At 61.9% G+C, this 18,098-nt stretch carries 12 protein-coding genes and 8 pseudogenes; 13 read left to right on the top strand and 7 right to left on the bottom strand.

Features of this window, described 5'->3' with window-relative positions; all coding sequences use genetic code 11:
• Nucleotides 1-2 precede the first annotated feature (2 nt).
• From EJ069_RS32510 to EJ069_RS32545, 8 genes and pseudogenes are all read left to right on the top strand, one after another.
• Entirely contained in the window at nt 3-944 is a 942-nt protein-coding gene (locus tag EJ069_RS32510; RefSeq protein WP_126064584.1) for an ABC transporter permease, read from the top strand.
• A 1-nt stretch (nt 945) separates the two neighbouring features.
• A pseudogene (locus EJ069_RS32515) lies at nt 946-1,826 on the top strand (ABC transporter permease).
• Between the two features lies 1 nt (nt 1,827).
• A pseudogene (locus tag EJ069_RS32520) lies at nt 1,828-2,834 on the top strand (ABC transporter ATP-binding protein).
• Nucleotides 2,831-4,018 carry a dipeptide ABC transporter ATP-binding protein gene (locus tag EJ069_RS32525; protein WP_245456399.1) on the top strand — a complete coding sequence of 396 codons (1,188 nt, stop codon included), beginning with the start codon at nt 2,831-2,833 and terminating at the stop codon, nt 4,016-4,018. The pseudogene EJ069_RS32520 and the gene EJ069_RS32525 overlap by 4 nt, the downstream one beginning before the upstream one ends.
• Before the next feature lie 391 nt (nt 4,019-4,409).
• Nucleotides 4,410-4,636: pseudogene (locus EJ069_RS32530) on the top strand (transposase); the annotation flags it as partial.
• 129 nt (nt 4,637-4,765) lie between these two features.
• Nucleotides 4,766-4,972, top strand: a complete 207-nt coding sequence (locus EJ069_RS32535) for a hypothetical protein (RefSeq protein ID WP_126064585.1) — start codon at nt 4,766-4,768, stop codon at nt 4,970-4,972.
• 110 nt (nt 4,973-5,082) lie between these two features.
• Nucleotides 5,083-6,597 carry an ISNCY family transposase gene (locus tag EJ069_RS32540; RefSeq protein ID WP_126064580.1) on the top strand — a complete coding sequence of 505 codons (1,515 nt, stop codon included), beginning with the start codon at nt 5,083-5,085 and terminating at the stop codon, nt 6,595-6,597.
• A gap of 277 nt (nt 6,598-6,874) precedes the next feature.
• A pseudogene (locus EJ069_RS32545) lies at nt 6,875-7,625 on the top strand (IS110 family transposase); the annotation flags it as partial.
• Between the two features lie 408 nt (nt 7,626-8,033).
• Here the strand turns inward: EJ069_RS32545 and EJ069_RS33670 are convergent.
• Entirely contained in the window at nt 8,034-8,231 is a 198-nt protein-coding gene (locus EJ069_RS33670; RefSeq protein ID WP_245456400.1) for a tyrosine-type recombinase/integrase, read from the bottom strand.
• Nucleotides 8,232-8,620: 389 nt separating this feature from the next.
• Here EJ069_RS33670 and EJ069_RS32555 point away from each other — a divergent pair, with 389 nt between their 5' ends.
• Nucleotides 8,621-8,830 (top strand): hypothetical protein, encoded by a 210-nt coding sequence (locus EJ069_RS32555; RefSeq protein ID WP_126064586.1) that lies wholly within the window; start codon nt 8,621-8,623, stop codon nt 8,828-8,830.
• Nucleotides 8,831-9,807: 977 nt separating this feature from the next.
• Here the strand turns inward: EJ069_RS32555 and EJ069_RS32565 are convergent.
• Entirely contained in the window at nt 9,808-10,326 is a 519-nt protein-coding gene (locus EJ069_RS32565; protein WP_245456401.1) for a GNAT family N-acetyltransferase, read from the bottom strand.
• Nucleotides 10,327-11,618: 1,292 nt separating this feature from the next.
• Between EJ069_RS32565 and EJ069_RS32570 the strand changes: the two are divergent.
• Together EJ069_RS32570 and EJ069_RS32575 are read left to right on the top strand one after the other, a co-directional pair.
• Nucleotides 11,619-12,449: pseudogene (locus EJ069_RS32570) on the top strand (site-specific integrase); the annotation flags it as partial.
• 334 nt (nt 12,450-12,783) lie between these two features.
• A pseudogene (locus EJ069_RS32575) lies at nt 12,784-12,930 on the top strand (IS256 family transposase); the annotation flags it as partial.
• A gap of 387 nt (nt 12,931-13,317) precedes the next feature.
• Here EJ069_RS32575 and EJ069_RS32580 read toward each other — a convergent pair.
• Nucleotides 13,318-13,821, bottom strand: coding sequence for a transposase (locus EJ069_RS32580; RefSeq protein ID WP_189476112.1), 504 nt, complete (start codon nt 13,819-13,821; stop codon nt 13,318-13,320).
• A 46-nt stretch (nt 13,822-13,867) separates the two neighbouring features.
• Nucleotides 13,868-14,107 (bottom strand): annotated as a pseudogene (locus tag EJ069_RS33675) (IS110 family transposase); the annotation flags it as partial.
• 21 nt (nt 14,108-14,128) lie between these two features.
• Between EJ069_RS33675 and EJ069_RS32585 the strand changes: the two are divergent.
• Nucleotides 14,129-14,261: pseudogene (locus EJ069_RS32585) on the top strand (IS256 family transposase); the annotation flags it as partial.
• 523 nt (nt 14,262-14,784) lie between these two features.
• Here the strand turns inward: EJ069_RS32585 and EJ069_RS32980 are convergent.
• Both EJ069_RS32980 and EJ069_RS32590 read right to left on the bottom strand, forming a co-directional pair.
• On the bottom strand, nt 14,785-14,949 hold the full coding sequence (locus EJ069_RS32980) for a hypothetical protein (RefSeq protein WP_189476115.1): 165 nt from the start codon (nt 14,947-14,949) through the stop codon (nt 14,785-14,787).
• Nucleotides 14,950-14,953: 4 nt separating this feature from the next.
• Nucleotides 14,954-15,469 carry a hypothetical protein gene (locus EJ069_RS32590; protein ID WP_126064588.1) on the bottom strand — a complete coding sequence of 172 codons (516 nt, stop codon included), beginning with the start codon at nt 15,467-15,469 and terminating at the stop codon, nt 14,954-14,956.
• A 142-nt stretch (nt 15,470-15,611) separates the two neighbouring features.
• Between EJ069_RS32590 and EJ069_RS32985 the strand changes: the two genes are divergently transcribed.
• On the top strand, nt 15,612-16,190 hold the full coding sequence (locus EJ069_RS32985) for a hypothetical protein (protein WP_189476584.1): 579 nt from the start codon (nt 15,612-15,614) through the stop codon (nt 16,188-16,190).
• Here EJ069_RS32985 and EJ069_RS32595 read toward each other — a convergent pair.
• Nucleotides 16,178-17,503 carry an aminotransferase class III-fold pyridoxal phosphate-dependent enzyme gene (locus EJ069_RS32595; protein ID WP_126064589.1) on the bottom strand — a complete coding sequence of 442 codons (1,326 nt, stop codon included), beginning with the start codon at nt 17,501-17,503 and terminating at the stop codon, nt 16,178-16,180. The genes EJ069_RS32985 and EJ069_RS32595 overlap by 13 nt on opposite strands.
• Between the last annotated feature and the right edge of the window lie 595 nt (nt 17,504-18,098).

An 18,098-nucleotide genomic window follows, 5' to 3' on the forward strand; every position in this document is an offset into this window, starting at 1 on the left:
CAATGGTCACTTACACCCTGCGCAGGATGGTATCGACCATCGCCGTCATGGCGATGGTCGGGATCTTCATCTTCCTGCTTCTCAGGCTCACGCCTGGCGACCCAGCGGCCATCATTGCCGGCGACACGGCCACGCCAGAGGTGATCGCCGGCATTCGCGAACAGCTGAGACTCAATGAACCGCTGCCTGTTCAGCTCGTCCATTGGGCGCTCAGCATCCTACGCGGCGACTTCGGGACCTCGATTTTCACTGGGCAGCCGGTTCTCCAACTGATCTCACAGCGGCTTGAACCGACCCTTTCCCTGTCGATCCTGACGATGATCCTCGCAGTGACGGTCGGGGTTTCCTTCGGCATTCTTGCTGCGTGGCGAACGGGCGGCCTCGTCGATCGCCTCCTAGCGGCTTTTTCGGCACTTGGTTATTCCGTTCCGGTCTTTGTCGTCGGCTTTTTCCTCATATACTTGTTCGCGATCAGGACACACTGGTTGCCGGTCCAAGGATATAGGCCGATCGACGGTGGCCTTGGGTCTTGGTTTGTGCATCTGATCCTTCCCAGCGTGGCTTTAGGTCTTGGCTACATTGCATTCATTGCGCGGGTCACGCGGGCGAGCATGCTCGAGGTCCTGTCGGAAGACTATATGCGAACGGCCGCCGCCAAGGGTGCTTCGTCCTATGCAATGCTTTTCCACCATGCCTTGAAGAATGCCGGAGTCCCCATCCTGACCGTCATCGGCATAAGTTTCGCCTATCTGATCGGCGGGGTTGTCCTCACGGAAACGGTGTTCAACATCCCCGGCATCGGTCGTCTGGTCGTCGATGCGATCAACAATCGCGACTATCCCATAATCCAGAGCGTGCTCATCCTGACTTCGGGTCTGTACGTTGTCATTAATCTCACGGTCGATCTCGCCTATACGCTGATCGATCCCCGCATCCGGTACTGATATGACCCTCATCTCCGCACCAGTTGAAGCCGTGCCGATGGGTCGGCTGCAGCTATCCGATCTTCCCCGGCTGGCAAGACGGCACCCGCTGGTTGTTGCAGGCGGCGGCCTATTGGCGCTCATGATCATTCTGGCGCTCGCTGCCCCGCTCTACGTCGGCGATCCGGTGAACATGGATCCGTTCAAGCGCCTCCAGCCGCCGTCGGCCGAGATGTGGTTCGGGAGCGACAATCTGGGCCGGGACGTATTTGCGCGAACGATCTTCGGCGCCCGCATCTCCCTGCTGGTAGGGTTGCTGGCGGCTGCGAGCGCGGCCGTGGTCGGGCTCCTGATCGGTGTTGTCGCCGGATACAACCGCAGCTTCGACAATATAATCATGCGGATCATGGACGGCCTGATGTCGATCCCGACGATTCTGCTGGCGATTGCGCTCATTTCTCTGACAGGCCCCGGCATCGCCATCCTAATCGTCGCCATCGCGATCCCCGAGACGCCAGGCGTCGCGCGGCTGGTTCGTTCGGTGGTTCTGGGTGTTCGCGAGCGTCCCTATGTGGAGGCCGCGCTCTGCGGCGGGGCGAGCCTGCCGAAAGTGCTGTGGCGGCACATCCTGCCGAGCACCATTCCGGCGCTTATGGTGCAGGGCGCCACCGTCTGCGCCAGCGCGATCCTGACGGAGGCGGGGCTGAGCTTCCTCGGCGTAGGCGTGCCGCCCGAGATTCCGAGCTGGGGCAACATGATCGCCAGTTCGCGCCTGTATCTCGCCATCGCACCATTGACGATCTTCGCCCCGGTATCTGCCTTGCCGTCACAGTCCTTGCCGTCAATCTGCTCGGGGACGGTTTGCGCGACATGTTCGATCCCCGCGCGAAGCCGAGACGCTGACATGCTGATGCGAGAATCTCTAGAGGATGATGTTCTTCTCGATGTTCGCGACCTCGAGACGCACTTTTACGGCGAAGACAGCGTCACCCACGCGTTAAGCGACATCAGTTTCCAGGTGAAGAAAGGTGAAACGCTCGGTGTCGTCGGCGAATCGGGATGCGGGAAGAGCGTCACCGCCCTGTCAATCCTTCGCCTACTACCGAAGCTGTCCGCCAGGACCGTCGGCGGCGAGGTCCGCTTTCATGGACGCGATCTGCTTGAGCTGTCCGATCGGGAGATGCGAAAGATCCGCGGCGACCAGATCGCCATGATTTTCCAGGAGCCGATGACGAGCCTGAACCCCGTCTACACGGTCGGCCACCAGATTGCCGAGGCGGTGCAGATCCACACAAAAGCCTCCCGTTCCGTTGCCATGGCAAAGGCACAGGAAATGCTCCGTCTCGTCCGCATCGCGGACCCGAGCGTCGCGTCAGCAACTATCCTCACGAAATGTCAGGCGGCATGCGCCAGCGGGCCATGATCGCCATGGCTCTTGCCTGCTCGCCGGAACTGTTGATTGCCGATGAACCGACGACCGCGCTCGACGTCACAATCCAGGCGCAGATTCTGCGGCTCATTGTCGATCTGAAAGAGCGCACGGGAACGGCCGTGATGTTCATCACGCATGATCTTGGCGTCGTGGCCGAGACATGCCAGCGCGTGATCGTCATGTATGCCGGCCGGATCGTAGAACAAGCGAACGTGATCGATCTGTTCGCGCGTCCCGCACATCCCTACACCCAAGGCCTCATGCGATCGGTGCCGGATCGGCGGCGGGACCGACAGCGCCGCCTTCCAGAAATTCCCGGGATCGTGCCAAGTCTGCGCGAGCCCATTGTCGGCTGCAGCTTCGCGCCTCGCTGCCCGTTCGCGATCGATATTTGCCGCGAGAGGACACCCGTCTTGCGGGATGTGGGGTCGAGCCACGCCGCAGCTTGCTGGCGCGCCGAAGAGGTGATGGGCGCATGAGTGGTCCTCTGCTGAAAGTCGAGAATCTGACCAAGCATTATCCGCTCGGTGCGGGAATTTTCCGGAAAAGCATTCCGGTGATCCGGGCGGTGGAGAATGTATCCTTCACCGTCGAGGCGGGCGAGACGCTTTGCATCGTCGGCGAATCTGGTTGCGGCAAGTCTACCGTCGCGCGGCTCCTGATGCGACTCGTCGAGCCGACGGGCGGGCGCGTGCTGATCGACGGGACGGATATTGCGGGACTCAAGAAGAATGCACTTCACGCCTGGCGCCGTCGCATGCAGATGGTCTTCCAGGACCCCTACTCGTCGCTAAATCCGCGCCTTACCGCCGAACAGATCATCACCGAACCCGTCGAGAATTTTGAGCGTCTCAGCCGGAACCAGCGCCAGGCACTCGCCGCGGACCTTCTGCGAAAAGTTGGAATGTCGCCTGAGATGATGCACAGGCTGCCGTCCGAGCTGTCGGGCGGTCAACGCCAGCGGCTCGGCATTGCCCGCGCCCTGTCGCTCAACCCCTCGCTCATCATCGCTGACGAAGCGGTATCAGCCCTTGATGTCTCCGTGCAGGCGCAGATCTTGAATCTGCTTTTGGATCTCCAGCATCAGATGGGTATCGCCTTCGTCTTCATCTCGCATGACCTCGGCGTCGTGGAACATATCGCGCATCGCGTCGCCGTCATGTACCTGGGGCGGATCGTGGAGCTCGCCCCGAGCGAGGCGCTCTTTGCGAAACCGGTCCATCCCTACACCGAGGCGCTGATCGCGGCTGCTCCGGTGCCGGATCCGACGCGGCTTCGGCTGGAGGTACCCGTCGAGGGCGAGGTGCCGAGCCCGATCAATCCGCCAAGCGGGTGCGCATTCCACCCGCGTTGCCCGCTCGCGATCGAACGCTGCCGCGTCGAAATGCCCCCTTTGGTGTCGATGGCGGACCGGCGCGTCGTGGCCTGCCATGTACGCGCTCCGGCTGCAGATATCCCCGCCCAAACGGCTGTAGCAGGCCATAATTCGCCTACTCATGTGGTTTCGCCTCATGACGTCTCGACTCGATCGGGCGCGGGAACGCGGCGAGCCGAGGATCTGTCGAGTTGTGCAGGTGCCAAGCCTCGAGCGATCGATTTACTCGCTCCCAGACGTGCGGATCCGGAGCCAGGTATGGCGCTACGCCGCTGGCTTCGCCGATGACCGGTGGGAGTCGCAGTAACAGCCTTGATGCCGCCGTAGACCACAAATATGGGGCGTGAAAGTTCGTGAATGCCTTCAAGGTGAACCTTCTTGTGGCGCCAAATTCGACCCTGTCGTACTCATCTTGGGGCAGCGTTAATCGTATGAATGCGATTGACCTGTTGGGCGCTGCACGGGATGCTGGAGCAGGGCTGGGCACGGCAACCAGCACTATGGCTTGAGGCGCTCCGTCTCAGGCAAGTTCCGCTGGTTCAGGTTTCAGATTGCCGAATTGGTGGCCAAAGGCTGCGATTTCCGGCAAATTGGATGCGCTTTTTCTGCGTGACTCGAGCGATGACTACGCTACGAGGGAAGCGATGCGACCGAAGGGCGCGAGAGCGGCCAGACTGACCTGTTGCGATCCCGGCTCGACCACATCCTCAATATGGATCATGCGCTGGTGAAGCTGGCCAAGACGATCGAATGGCGCTTCCTGGAAGAGCGGCTCGGCGAGGTCTATGACGACGATCCTGGCCGGCCGCCTTTGCCGACACGGCTAATGGCGGGACTGGCCATTCTCAAGTCGATGCACAACCTCTCCGACGAAGCCTGTGCGAACGCTGGCTGGAGAATCCTTACTAACCAGCTGTTCTGCGGTAGCCATCCGGTCAAGGCCGCCCGGATTGGCTTTTCGGTCTCGCAATCTCTGCGGTAAACCGATTATGCTGCTGACCAAAGCGACTGCCGCCATAATCGGAGACTACCCTGATGCATGAACGGAATGAAATGCGAAGCGCGCCCGCGAAAATCCTGAAGGCGTGCGGCATCGATATATGCACAGCCTTCGAGGCGCTGGATGGGCGGCAAATCGATGCGCTGCTCGCACATCTGGATCAGCATCGGTTCAACAAGTACGGCCCTATGAGCAAACTTCGGCAACCGCCGGGCAGCGTCAATTCGCGAGTGCGTCTATAGCGCGACAATCTGGGAGAGAAGCCGCATTGCCTCGTCGAAAATGTTCCTGAATTTTCAGCCGTTGCCTCACATAAGTTGCTCCCTACCGAGGGGTATGAGCAGGGGCAATTATGGGACGGCTGAGCATGGCGACACGGAAAGAACTGACGGCTGCGGTTTCAGAGCGCTATCGTGCTTCGACGCGAGCGGAGAAGGCGAGAATTTTGGATGAATTCGTCGTCATCACGGGCTTTCACCGCAAGCACGCGATGCGGCTGCTAAGACGCCGTGAGGGGCCGTTTTCAGGCCGGCGAGTGCGGCCGCGGATTTATGATGAAGCGGAACGCAATGCGCTGATATTGCTGTGGGAGGCGTCTGACCGCGTCTGCGGCAAGCGGCTGAAGGCGTTGCTGCCGGTCCTTCTCGAGGCGATGGAACGGCACGGTCATTTTGACCTAGCGCCCGAAATCCGGGGAAAATTGCTGGCGATGAGCGCGGCCACGATCGACAGGACGCTGGGACCGATCCGAGCAGGCTTGGGGCGTCCCCGACGACGGCCCGCAGCGCACGCCCTACGACGGAGCATTCCCATTAGAACGTCGGCGGATTGGGACGATCCAGCGCCAGGCTTCGTTGAGGCGGACCTCGTAGCCCATAGCGGCCCTTCGGCTCGCGGCAGCTTCATCCAAACCCTCGTGCTCACCGACATCGCAACCGGCTGGACGGAATGTGCGCCGCTGCTGGTTCGCGAACAGACGCTGTTGAGCACGGTGCTCACAGAATTGCGCAAGCAACTGCCCTTCGCGCTTCTCGGCCTGGATACGGACAACGACACCGTTTTCATGAACGAGACGCTGAAGGACTACTGCGACGCCGCCAACATCGTCTTCACGCGCTGCCGCCCCTATCGCAAGAACGACCAGGCCTTTGTCGAGCAGAAGAATGGCGCCGTGGTGCGCAGGATGATTGGATATCGTCGGTTCGAGGGGCTCGAGGCCGCCACGCTGCTAGCGAAGCTCTACCGGTCAGCGCGGCTGTTCGTGAACTTCTTTCAACCGTCGTTCAAGTTGATCGCGAAGCAGCGCGACGGCGCGCGTGTGCGCAAGACGTACAGTCCGCCGGCTACGCCGCATCAGCGTCTGGTTGCCGACGCTCGCACCTCAGATGCAGTCCGCTCCCGTCTGCAGGAAATCTACGCCGGACTCGATCCTGTCCTGCTATTGCGCGATATCCGCGCCATGCAGGAGCGGCTCGCTGCGCTTGCCGACACTTCGCCGGCCGTGCGCCCTGACGGGGCAGCCCAGCCGATCGACCTTTTCCTGGCGACTTTGCGGACTGCCTGGAAGGACGGTGCTATCCGGCCGACGGATCGCCCGATTGTGAAAGCCAAAAGGGGGCGGCGGCGTCCTGACCCTCTCGTCAAGGCGACTGCCGACTTGCGAAATTGGTTCGAAGCCGAACCATGGCGGACCGGCAGCGAACTTCTGTCACGACTGCAGGCCGAGTATCCCGGCGCCTACCCGGAAAAACTGCTTCGAACACTTCAGCGTCGGCTGAAGGTCTGGCGCAGCGAACAGGCGGACGCGTTGCTGTTTGGCCCCTTGAACAAGGAGCCGCCGATCCTGGAGATCGCAAGGCCACACTGAGGCGCCGTGGCGCTCGCGAAGGAGGCCGGGCGCTGCGAAACCCCGGCCATCTCCGCGCCCGGCCTCCTTCGCCCCAAGCCGGGAGCAAAATGGATGAGGCAACGCTTGAATCTCGGGAAGCATCGTTACGTGAGGCAATACGCGCTCTCACGTTGATTGCCGCGCCGCACTCCGCCGCGGCGGAAGGAGATAGCGGCCATGTCGGCCCCCATCGCGCCGGTAACATTCTTCGGTGAGGCAATACGAGGGGTCAAATCCTCACTTCGCTTGACACGGGCTGCTCGCCAATAAACGGGGCGAGCCGCGGGTCTGCGCTATGCTCAGGGTGCCAACGCCCGAAGAAGAGGACCGCCGCCGCCTCGCGCGCGAGCGCAAGGTCCTGACAAACGAGCGCGTGCGGCACGTCAACCGCGTCAAGGGTCTGCTGTTTGCCCTGGGCGTGTCCGGCTATCAACCGCTGCACCGCGACCGGCGCAAATATCTCGAGGCACTGAAGACCGGCGATGGCGTCCACTATCTGTCCATCTGAAGCGGCAGATGAGCCGCGAGCTCGACCGGTTGGAGTTGCTGATGGAGCAGATCAAGGCGGTCGAGGCCGAGCGTGACGCCCGAGCAGCATGCCTCGCCAGTCCCGGCCATGCTGCTCGGCCTAAAAGGCATCGGGCCGGAGTTTGCCGCCGTGCTGTGGTCGGAAGGGCTGTCACGGCACTTCGACAACCGGCGCCAGGTCGCCGCCTATGCCGGCCTGGCGGCGACCCCCTGGCGAAGCGGATCAATCGACCGTGAACAAGGCGTCTCAAAATCCGGCAATCCAAGGCTACGCACGACGCTGGTCCAACTTGCCTGGCTGTGGCTGCGTCATCAACCACAATCGGCGCTCTCCCTGTGCTTCAAGGAGCGGGTGAAGCAGAACGGTGGTCGTCTGAAGAAGACGCTGATTGTGGCGCTCGCCCGCAATACTCGTCGCACTGTGGAAATACGTCAACGCCGGCATCGTCATCAACGGAGTAGTCATGACGGCCGCCTGATCGCGATCCGTCACCTCAAACCGAATTCTACGCTTCGGTCGGAACCCGATCAGTCCTGGCTGATCCAGGTGGGCGAACCGAGCAATCCCATGGCCAAATGCCGCTTCATAGATTAGTTCGCCGTCCTGCGCCCTTGTCCGCCGCAAGCGGGATGTTGGTGCTGCTGTATTAAATAGCGACGTATATAAGGTGGATTTGGCTCGGGAAACGGGCCGCGTCATGCCATCGGGGCTCAGACCATGGATTCCGAGCGACAGCACGAGAAGAGAAAAGAATGTCACCTGGCACATCCATTCCGACAACCGTCGAGCGAGCGGGACCATGATACTTGTATCCCAATCGCTGCCCACATAGCGCTCGAGCGCTGTTCGAAGACTACTCATTGGACACCTCCCGGCCAGGGCAGGCTCAGTTCGCGCAGCTTCTCGATGTCGAGCTTGGCATTCTTGTGCTGTCGATGCTCCGGTGACGAAGCAACTGGCCGATCTCGGCAAAGCTGGCCCCCGACCGCAGCAGGTCGGTCGCAAGGCTGTGGCGGAAGAGGTGCGCGCCCTGGTGCGCATAACCGTGAATACCCGCCCGCTCGAGGGCATCCTTCGCGATCATCGTGATGGACGCAGCCTGGAGGCAAAGCCAACGTGCGGAGCAAGCATTCGCAGAAATAACCGGCGACACGGTGAAACCGGTCGCCCATGCCGGTTGTAGGCGACGATAGCTGCATTGGTCAATCCACACATCCCGATCTGTTTACCCTAAGGGGCGCACTCCAATTATGGGGTCAATTTTGCACGCCGATTCACAGTTCGCCATCACCGCAGCGCCGCCGATCCAGCCCGAACAGCCTAATCACCGCTCTGGACATCTTCAAAGCCGTCTGGCGATAGCTGCGCCTGGCGGAATTCATGGTCTCTATGTCCTAGATGCTATGGGGCGAGCGGCGAGGGTGTGGCATCTTTCGGCGCTGTTAGAACGAACTCTTCAGAAGGAGGCGCCCCATGCCGAGGTCTTTTGACGCAAGCCGGTCCCTTACTGCTCTCGAACAGAATAACACGATCGTCGCCCTCATCGAAATGTGCAAGGTGAAGTGGCTGATTGCCGCGCTTGTTCCGGGTTTCAAGCGCCAGGCGCTGAAGATGCTGCTGCAGCGCTGGCGCGGCGAAACCGGCCAGGCCGGGCATATGATCAAGCGGATCGCCGTCCTATGAGGCGGCCGGCGACGGCTGCTGGCTGGCGCGCTGGCTGCGGGCGCGCGACATCGATGCCTATGCCATCCACCCTGCCACCGTTGCGGTGTCGCGGGAGCACCGGCGTGCCAAGACAGATAACTCGACACGGAGCTTTTAATGCGCGCCTTTCTCGGCTGGCCGCGCGGCGAGAAGCGCCATTGCAGTATGGCGGCGATTCCGACGCTTGAATAAGCGGACGCGCGGCGGCCGAACCGCGAGCGGCACTCAAGGCGATTCTCACCCGCTTCGGCATTCGCAGCTTCGGTTGAGCCTGCGCAATGCGGTCGACAGGCTCATGGCCATCCGCAAGGCAGAGGGAAGGCCGCTGCCGGACAATACCCGCGCCAAGTTGCACCGCTTGCTTGCAGGCGCGCACGGCCGACGGCCGCGAGGCTACGCAAGACGATGATCGTGGCGCTGGCGCGCAAGCTTCTGATTGCGCTGTGGCACCTCGTCATCACGGGCGAGGCACCACAGGGCGTCAGCTTGCGTGTGATGTGATGGGGGCGCGTGGGAAGAGGAGAGCAACGCACACTCAATTGGTCTTCAGACAGCGGACGAGAATGGGCCCGCGGCCCGCGACTGCTCATGGCGAACTCCGCCTCGGAATCCATTGTCGGCACCTCGCCGGGTCCCCTGCCGGCCGGGCAAGCCTACCGCCGTGCTCGTGACCGTCAAGGGCAAGTCGCTTCGCGGTGGCCTGCGGCCCAGCCTTGACCGTCACTGCGCGGCGGCCAGAACGAAGTTAGGTCGGGACGAGGAGATTTTCGCCAATCCCATACAGGTGTAAATGTGCCGGCTCATAATTCCTGCTTCAGCCGGCAAGCTTTGCGAGTTCAGGTTGCATGACCCCCAAACGCATGGTCGCGTCCGACTTGCCGGCCAATCCGGACGAGAACATTTTGGTTTGGCGGCCTGATCCGGACACCTTTGAGCCCAAAGCGCATCAGTTTGCATCACTGAGGTGGACGGCGTAATTCAAAGACCTCATAGTTCGTTCCATCAACCGGCCCAAGGCAGGTAAAGCCCATTTTGGTTGTCACCCTCTGAGATCGTATATTCGTCGGGCGTATGAAAGAGACCAGCCGATCGACACGTTGGGTTGCGAAGGCAAATTCGATCACGGGCTTAAGGCTTTCCGGCGCAATGCCTTTACCGCACCGGTTTCCGAACAAGGCGTATCCGATTTCGATGTCTTTGTCATCGACGCGGCGCAGCCCGGACCGCCCTGCGAAGCGCAAGCCGCCATTTCTCTCTCGTTCATAGACCATCCAGAATCCATACCCGTAGGTTTCCCACTCATGAAGATAGAGGGACAGCCGCTCATAAGACTCTTCCCGGGTTGGCAGATTTCCCTGCATCATCCATTCGACTACCAGCGGATCACAGTGCAGCCGATGCAGGGCATCGGCATCCCAAGGACGTATAGGGCGCATGAATAAACGCTCTGTTTCCAGATTCATGTGAAATTCCATTCTTCGTTCCATCCATCGCAGTTACCGGCGACATGAGTTCGGTCGGCAGCTCTCCAGCCTCACACTGAAGGGTTCATAACCCGTGCCAATTTGGCCGATCGGATCGAGAAAAAATATTATTGGAGTGCACCCCCTGGTCCTGGGGGAGCTGAGACACAGAAAATCGCGGACAGTTTCGCTGCGAGATTGGCGCACCCAGGTCCCGAGCCCCTGCTCCGAAGAGCAACCTGGACGCCCGGTTGCTGAGCGTCAGTGGCGTTGATCTGCGTCACACCCTGGCAAGATGGCTTGCTCAGGGCTGAGCGGATCAGTTCCTTGCCGAGGCAGAGTGCCCAGCAATCTGCCATGAAGAGCGCCTGCAGGGATCGCCCGGCCGACCGTAGGCCCCCAACCAGCCAATAACCTCGCCGGCACGCTCCACGAGCACGCAGGTATTGGCGAAATCAGTGCAGAGCAAGAGTTCGCTAGAGCGAGTTGCGGTCCAACGGCGGTAGAGCGCTGATGAGTTCCCATACATCGGCGGCATGAAACTCCGTCGGTCATTCGGAATGTCACTCGCGCCCACTGGGCGTTGCGTGGGCAACGAGAAGCTCCGGCTATCACTGACCAATCCGAATCCTCCAGGCGAAATGCCGCCTGGCGTTGCGTTTCACGAAGAGAACTTCGCAAAAGTCATGCCAATTGCGCCTAGGCAGCAAAGTCGAAACGATGTGTCGCGGATTCGACAAACACGACAGTCGGTGTCGTTTGCCGGCGTTTCCCTGTACCACAAGCTTCTTGAGCCAGCGACCGCAGCGCCGTTACAGTCAGGCTTGCCGCGCCGCGGCTCAGCTGAGGCAACGTGCCACGACAAAGGTGACGACGTCGGTCGCGGCCAAACCCGCAAGGTCCAGGCACGCCCGTCGGACGACAATCGATGATGCAGAAAGGGGCGCACCATCCGGGCATAGACATCGGCGGTCGCTTTCCCAAACCGCGCTCAATCGCCAGATAGCGTTGGTATCGTTCCAGCAGCTGATCTGCCGGATCGTCGGGTGCACGGGGCGACGGCAGCACCACGCCGCGACACTGCAAATAGGCCAACGGGGGCTGCAATGCTTTGACCGAGCGGAGTTGCGGGCCAGCGGCACGACGGGTACGGACGAACCGATCGACCTCGCTCGTACCCAGTCCCTCCACATCCATGCCTTCCAATGCGAGCCAGCGGCTCAATCGCGCCACCAGCCGTATCTGCTCGCGAGCGGAAAGCGGCGTATAGCCTTGTCGGGCGAGTTCGCCGGCAAAGCGAGGACATGGAGGTGCGCAACTTCGCGCTCAACACTCAGCTCTCGTATCTGCAACAGGTGTCGCTGCTCGCCCGCTATTTCGGCAAATCGCCGGACCTGCTCGGGCGCGAGGACATTCGGACCTATCAGGTCTATCTGACCAACGAGAAGAAGCTCGCGCCCGGCTCGATCCACACCGCCATCGCGGCGTTGCGCTTTCTCTACAGTGTGACGCTCGAAAGGGACTGGGCGCCTGAAGAGGTCCTCCCACTCCCGAAGAAGCCGCAGAAGCTGCCGATCGTCCTCGGTCCCGAGGAAGTTCAACAATTCCTCGGCTGTGTGCTCGACATCAAACATCACGCGATCCTGACCACGTGCTATGCCGCCGGCTTGCGCATCTCGGAGGCGATTCAGCTGAAGCCCACGGACATCGACAGCCAGAGAATGGTCGTCCGTGTCGAGCAGGGCAAAGGCCAGAAGGACCGCTACGTGATGCTGTCGCCCAGCTCCGGGAGATCCTGTGCAGCTACTCGAAGGTGCGCCGGCCAGTGGCCTAGCTCTTCCCCGGCGACCGCGCCGGCCAGCCGATCACCAGGGATCCGGTCGGGCAAGCCTGCGCGAAAGCGCGCGACCTCTCCGGCTTATCCAAGCCGGTCACGCCGCACAGCTTGCGGCACGCCTTTGCCGTCCATTTGTTGGAGGCCGGCGCCGACGTGCGCACCATTCAACTGCTGCTCGGTCACAGGAGCCTCGCGACCACCGCCCATTACCTGCGGATTGCCACCAACAAGGTCTGCGCCACATCGAGCCCCCTTCGAGCTCTTGCCTCGTCCGGCGGCCACCTTGCCGCCGCCCGCCGGACGAGCCGTTCGGCCCGAAAACCGAGTCGGTCCCGCGAAGCTGCGCGCCGTCACCCCCGCTGCCTTTGCCGGGCAAGGCGCGACGCCGGTCCTCACTTTGCCGAATCTAATCCGTGCCGCTTTCGGCGCACGCGACCCTGCGTCCACGACCGCATCCCCGCCCACGCCATGCCTGTTCATGGCCACGGCCTGATTGAACGCCCATAGCGGCCAGCCGTGCCGGCGGCTTAGTCCAACACGTTTTTAGCTCACGGTCGCGATCCAACCCAGCGCGCTCTCGCCACCCGCCTTTCTCCGCGACGCCAAGCTAAAAACGCTCTGCATTATGCCGACGTCGGCATAACGTGCAGTTCATGCACAACGTCTTGGCCCATGCCAGCAAGAGCGGGCGCCGCGTCGTCTCCGCTTTCATCGCCACCGCCTTCGCCCAGGAAACGCCCGAGGCCGCAAGCACGCAATGGCGCGCCGTCGCCGACCAGCATCACCGGGACAATAGGCCCCGCCGACGATGTGGAATAAATCGGAAGACGATGACGGTCACATTGCCCTCGGCATCCCCAAGGAGCACTGCGCCAAGCTGCATTCGACGGATGACATCGACAAGCGTGATTTCGGCTTATTCGACTCCTGTTGCGTTTCTTCCCGTGCGAGCGTTTCGAGACGCAGTCAAGGCTGGCCGGTGCGATGGCGGCACGGCCGGCTGCGAGGTTTCCAGGCCACGCCTTGACGGCGTCGAGCACGGCGCCAGTCTGGAGCGGACCGAGACGGTGGTCGTGCCGGGACATTCCTTATGCTATATTTGTCCGGCACGGATGACCACGTGGCAAAGAGCGGCGTGAGAGGATGAGAGCGCCGCCGCGCAGCCGTTATAGTCGTTCCTCGTTTGTGGCGTCCGTGCGCCGCTTCGGCCCGCGTGACCGCCAATGCCGAACCATCAGCTCGTAGGCACGTTCGGCATTCTCGGCCGCGGCTTTCTCGCTGTTTCGCAACTCCTTCACGTTGTAGGCGTACGCCGAACCGCGGCGACCGACACCGCGCTCGCCCGGCGCGCCAGCCTTAAGAGCGAGTTGCCTCTGCTTTGCCGCGACCAGCGCCGGGCCAGCCCAGAAGTAGTCCTGCTCCTTTGTCAGCAGATGCCAGATCAATACCGCGAGCTTGCGGGCGACCGCCACGGCTGCGACCTGATGGCCACGCTTGTTGCGGATGCGTAGGAAGAAGGCCCTGAGCGGTCCGGGCGCCTTCGCCGCCGCCCAGGCGGCCTCGACCAGCATGGCGCGGGCATGGGAACGCCCATGTTTGCTGATCCGGCCATATTGCGCCAAGCCAAGACCGGATTGGCGCACACGCGGATTGAGGCCAAAGTAGCTCACTTGCCCTCTGCGGCTCGCGGAACCGCCGGATGTCGCCGACGGCGGCGATGATACCGCTCGCGACGATGGCGTTGACGCCGGTGATCGTCTGAAGCCGCCGGACTTGCACATCATCAACCGCTTCCCGGGCGATGTCGCGATCGAGATCAGCCAGATCCTCGGCCAGGCGATCGATCTCGCGGATGTGGCGGGCGATAGCGGTCCGCTCGTCGTCGGGAAGCACCTGCCGCTCGAGCCAGGCGCGACCCCGACGGTTGAACACATTGGCATGCGGGCACTTCGGCACGAGGTGCGCCTGCAGGACGTCCGCCTGGTTGGCGCGATCTTGCTCGAACAGAACAACGAATGGGCCGTGCAGCGCGCCAGATAACATGACGCTGGAAACCATCAGCCAAATGAGCGATGATCCTCTCATCAGCCTGCCAGCCGTGGCACGCTGATCAGCCCGGCCCCATGCCGAAGAGCGCGGCGACTAAGCCGTCAGCTACACCTGTATGGGGCGATGATTGTCAAGCTTGATCCTGGTTCATTTCTTCATCTCCTCGTGCCGACCTGGCTTCGAACTAGCCGCCGCGCGCAGTGACGGTCAAGGGTGGCTGCAGGGCCATCGCGAAGCGACTTTGTCCTTGACGGTCACGAGCACGGGCGGCAGGCTTTGCCGGGTCGGGTGAGCCCGTTTCCGGTGGGGGCCAAATGCCGACGACAGATTTCAGGGGCGAGCTCGCCGAGCCAGGCGCAAAGGTCGCGCGGCAGACTTGTACGCGGTAGATCGCAGCGGATCTGACCATGATGCAGCATGCGCATCGGTGGCGAAGCTCCGGGGCGGCGGGGGCCCATTCTACGTCGGCGGTCCGAAGGACGATGTGTAGCTTCGGGTTGCCGCCACCTCGGATCGTCATCGGCAGACCCTGCTGCTGGTCTGCCGATTGGGTCGTGCGTTGTTCTCCTCTGTCCCTCTGTCCATCATGCCGCACGCACGATGACGCCCTGCGGCACCTCGCCCGCCGTGACGAGACGCCATAGCGCGATCAGCAGCTTGCGGGCCAGCGCTACGATCACCGTCTTGCGCGTGGTCTTGCGGCCGTCGATCGTGCGCGCCTTCTGGAAGCGGAGAAAGGGCCAGGCCAATGGATCATGCCGCGCCTCCGGCGCGTGCCACCCCTTTCTCGCGGCGGCGTTTGCCGCTCTCGTCCGGCGATCCCGTCAGCCCGGCATAGCGCGCCACGGCGCGGCGATCGCGCAAGCCGCGCGACAGGACCTCGTGCACCAGCATGTCGACGCCGATGCCGATAATCCGCGCGATGAGGCCAACCATCGCATGGCCGTTTTCCGCCGGCGGGGCGGCCGAGAGCTTGCGTTCCCGTTCCTGTTCGATCGCGCGGATCTGCTGGCGCACCAAGCTGAGCCGCTGAAGGAAGCGGTGGACCTCGGCGCGGGTATTGTGCGGCAGCGCCGTCCCCTCAGCCGTGCGGATATTCTCGAGCCTATCCGCCGCGCTGCGCAGACTCAGCCGGAAGCTGTGATACCGAAGCGGGCGAGCACCGCCTTGATGCGGTTGATAAGCCGCGTTTTGCTCGCCGACCAGGCTCTCCCGCTCGCGGCTCGGCCGTCGCGCGTCCTCCTCTTCGATGATCGGGATCGCAGCCATGGAGCAATGGCGTTTCTAGCCGCGCAGCCAGCCAAGAAAGGCACGCATCAGCAGTTCGGTGTCGAGGCGATCGGTCTCGGCGCGGCGGTGCTCCCGCGACACCGCAACGCTGGCGGGATGGATGGCATAGGCCCTCGATGCCGTGCGCCCGCAAAAAGCGCGCCAACCAGAAGCCGTCGCCGGCCGCCTCATAGGCGACGGCGATCCGCTTGATCGCGTGCCCGGCTTGGTCGGCTTCGTCGCGCCAGCGCTGCAACAGCTTCAACAGTGCTGGCGCATCGGCATCGAGCTTCAGCGGCCTTGTAGCCGAACGACCGAACCTGTTCTCCGCACCGTGACCCGAATCAAGGAGGCGGATGCGAGACAAGACCAGCAGCAGCGAAGCCGCTTGGCAGAAGGAAGAGTTTTCTACGGCGGCCTTCCCGACAAGCGTCTGGCGCGCCCGAGCGCTGTGGGCATGTGTGACCGGAAGAGCGACATCTACGAGCTCTATTGCTCCGCGCAGGACCTTGGCACCAGCTTCCTCGTGCGGGAGCAGGGCCGTCTGTGGATGTTTGTATTCCCTAATCTTTCACTAATAGGCGCACCCGGAGGCTCGGGTCTGCCGCCCTCAGTGAGACATGACCAGAAGGCAGAATTGTTCGTGCATTTACAGCAACGTCCTCGCCTGACCGGCCGGCAGCCGCTTCGATATTGGCGTGCGGATCGTCAGTCGAAGTGATCAGTCAGTTCGCCGAATCGGTCCAAAAAGATGCCAAAAGCATTCTCCAGCTCCGAGAACTCGTCCTCGGTATTGGCCATCGACACGGTAAACTGGCCGCGCCTGGTGACAAAGATGCCGTTGTTGATCATGAAAAGCTGTAATAGCTTTCGAAAGGCCGGCGGGGTTTTGACGTCCTCAGGGCCGCGCGGCAAGTCCGCTTGGAAATGTGTCGAGATAAGGGAGCCAAAACTGCCTAATTGCAGGGGCACTCTTCGGTTGTTCGCTTGACCTAGTAAAGCGGACCGCAGTTCGTTGGAGCGGGCATTCAGCCGGTCGACATTTTCCTGAACAAAGACCTTTTTCAGCGCAGCATGCCCCGCGATCATGGTCAGAACGTTGTTGCTAAAAGTGCCGCCGTGCGAGAGCGTTCTTGCATGACCGGGCCCCAGCCTGTCCATATGCCGCGCGGGCCCGCACAAAGCCCCGAAGTTGAGACCGCCGCCGAAGAACTTGCCCAGCGTGGTCAGGTCCGGATAGACACCGATGACCGATTGATAACCGCCGACGGCGAACCTTGCGGTTTGCACCTCGTCAAATATCAGCAACGCGCCGATCTCATCGCAAATCGAACGCAGTCGGCTCAGAAAAGCCGTGTCAGCCACAAAGCCACCAGCGCTGCCCATAATCGGCTCGACCAGAACGGCCGCGATGTCCTTGCCTTCCTTCCGGACGATCTCCTCGACGGTTTCAAAGTGATTGAATCGCGCGAGGCGGACGTCCGCGCGATCGACGTTCATCTCACTCTCGGGCTCAAGCCAGTTCAAGACATTGCCGTGGTAGCCGCCGAAGAAGCCCAGCACCAATGGCCGTCCTGTTTCGGCCTTGGCAAGTTGTATCGCGGCAACATTTGCTTCCGTCCCAGACGTCAGGAAGCGGACCCTCTCGATGGAGCGAAACCGGTCGCAGATCTCGCGGGCAAACGCCACCTCATGATCGTGCGTGCCCCCGTAACTCACTCCTTGGTCCAGCCCCGCCTTGAGCGCTGACACGATCGCTTCATTCGAATGGCCGAAGAGGGCGGCGGTTAGGTCATTTCCGAAATCCGAATATTCGTGGCCGTCCGCATCTATTACCTTGCTGGATCGTGCAGAGCTGAAGAAAAGCGGGAACGGATCGAAATACAGCGAACCGCGAGTGTTGCCGCCAGGCAAGACCTCCTTGGCGGCTTCAAATTTCTGTCTGCTCGTCGGGTTTGAGTTCTCATAGGCGCGTTGCTCATGCGCAACGGCGTCGCCGATGGTAGGCCGAGTTTCTGCCGACTGCTGCATCATTTACCGTTCCATTTCACCCAATGAGCCGAGATTTTAAGCTGCATGAGAATGCTCGCTCCTGTGAAGCATCAGCCATTCCGCTTTCTTTACACTCGGTCCAAGCAGTTGCGCTCTCGCCGTCAGCCTTGGCTGGAGAGTTAGCCAATCGACGATCATTCCACGAAGGCGGTGCGAACAGGGCCGCGCATGATTGACTGCGGGCCTATCTCCCCCCGCACGAGCAAAGACATGTGAAAGGCGGGCCAGAGCCATGCTTTGCCGAACATCTGCCCGGAGGCGAACCAGGCGGCGACCAAGATCGCCAAAGATAAAAGCATACCGTCGCGCATGTCGCGCGACCAATTGGGCCGAGGAAGATTCCGCCCATCTGGAAGACGAGGAGGCCGCTCGGTGCCGCGAAAAGGAAGATACAAAACCGCCGCCGCATCACGTCCCGCACGCCGACAAGTTGTTGCCGCCCGCCCAAGGCGAGGACGCTTGCGAGTCCCGCAAGCGAAAACCCCAATCCGCTGTCAGCCTGAGGGCAGGCGAGAACGCCGGCAGATTGTGGGCGCCAGCGGCACGACCGGCGATCTGCTGGGCGCTGTCGAACCCG

It is taken from the genome of Mesorhizobium sp. M2A.F.Ca.ET.043.05.1.1 (assembly GCF_003952445.1).
Classification (GTDB): domain Bacteria; phylum Pseudomonadota; class Alphaproteobacteria; order Rhizobiales; family Rhizobiaceae; genus Mesorhizobium.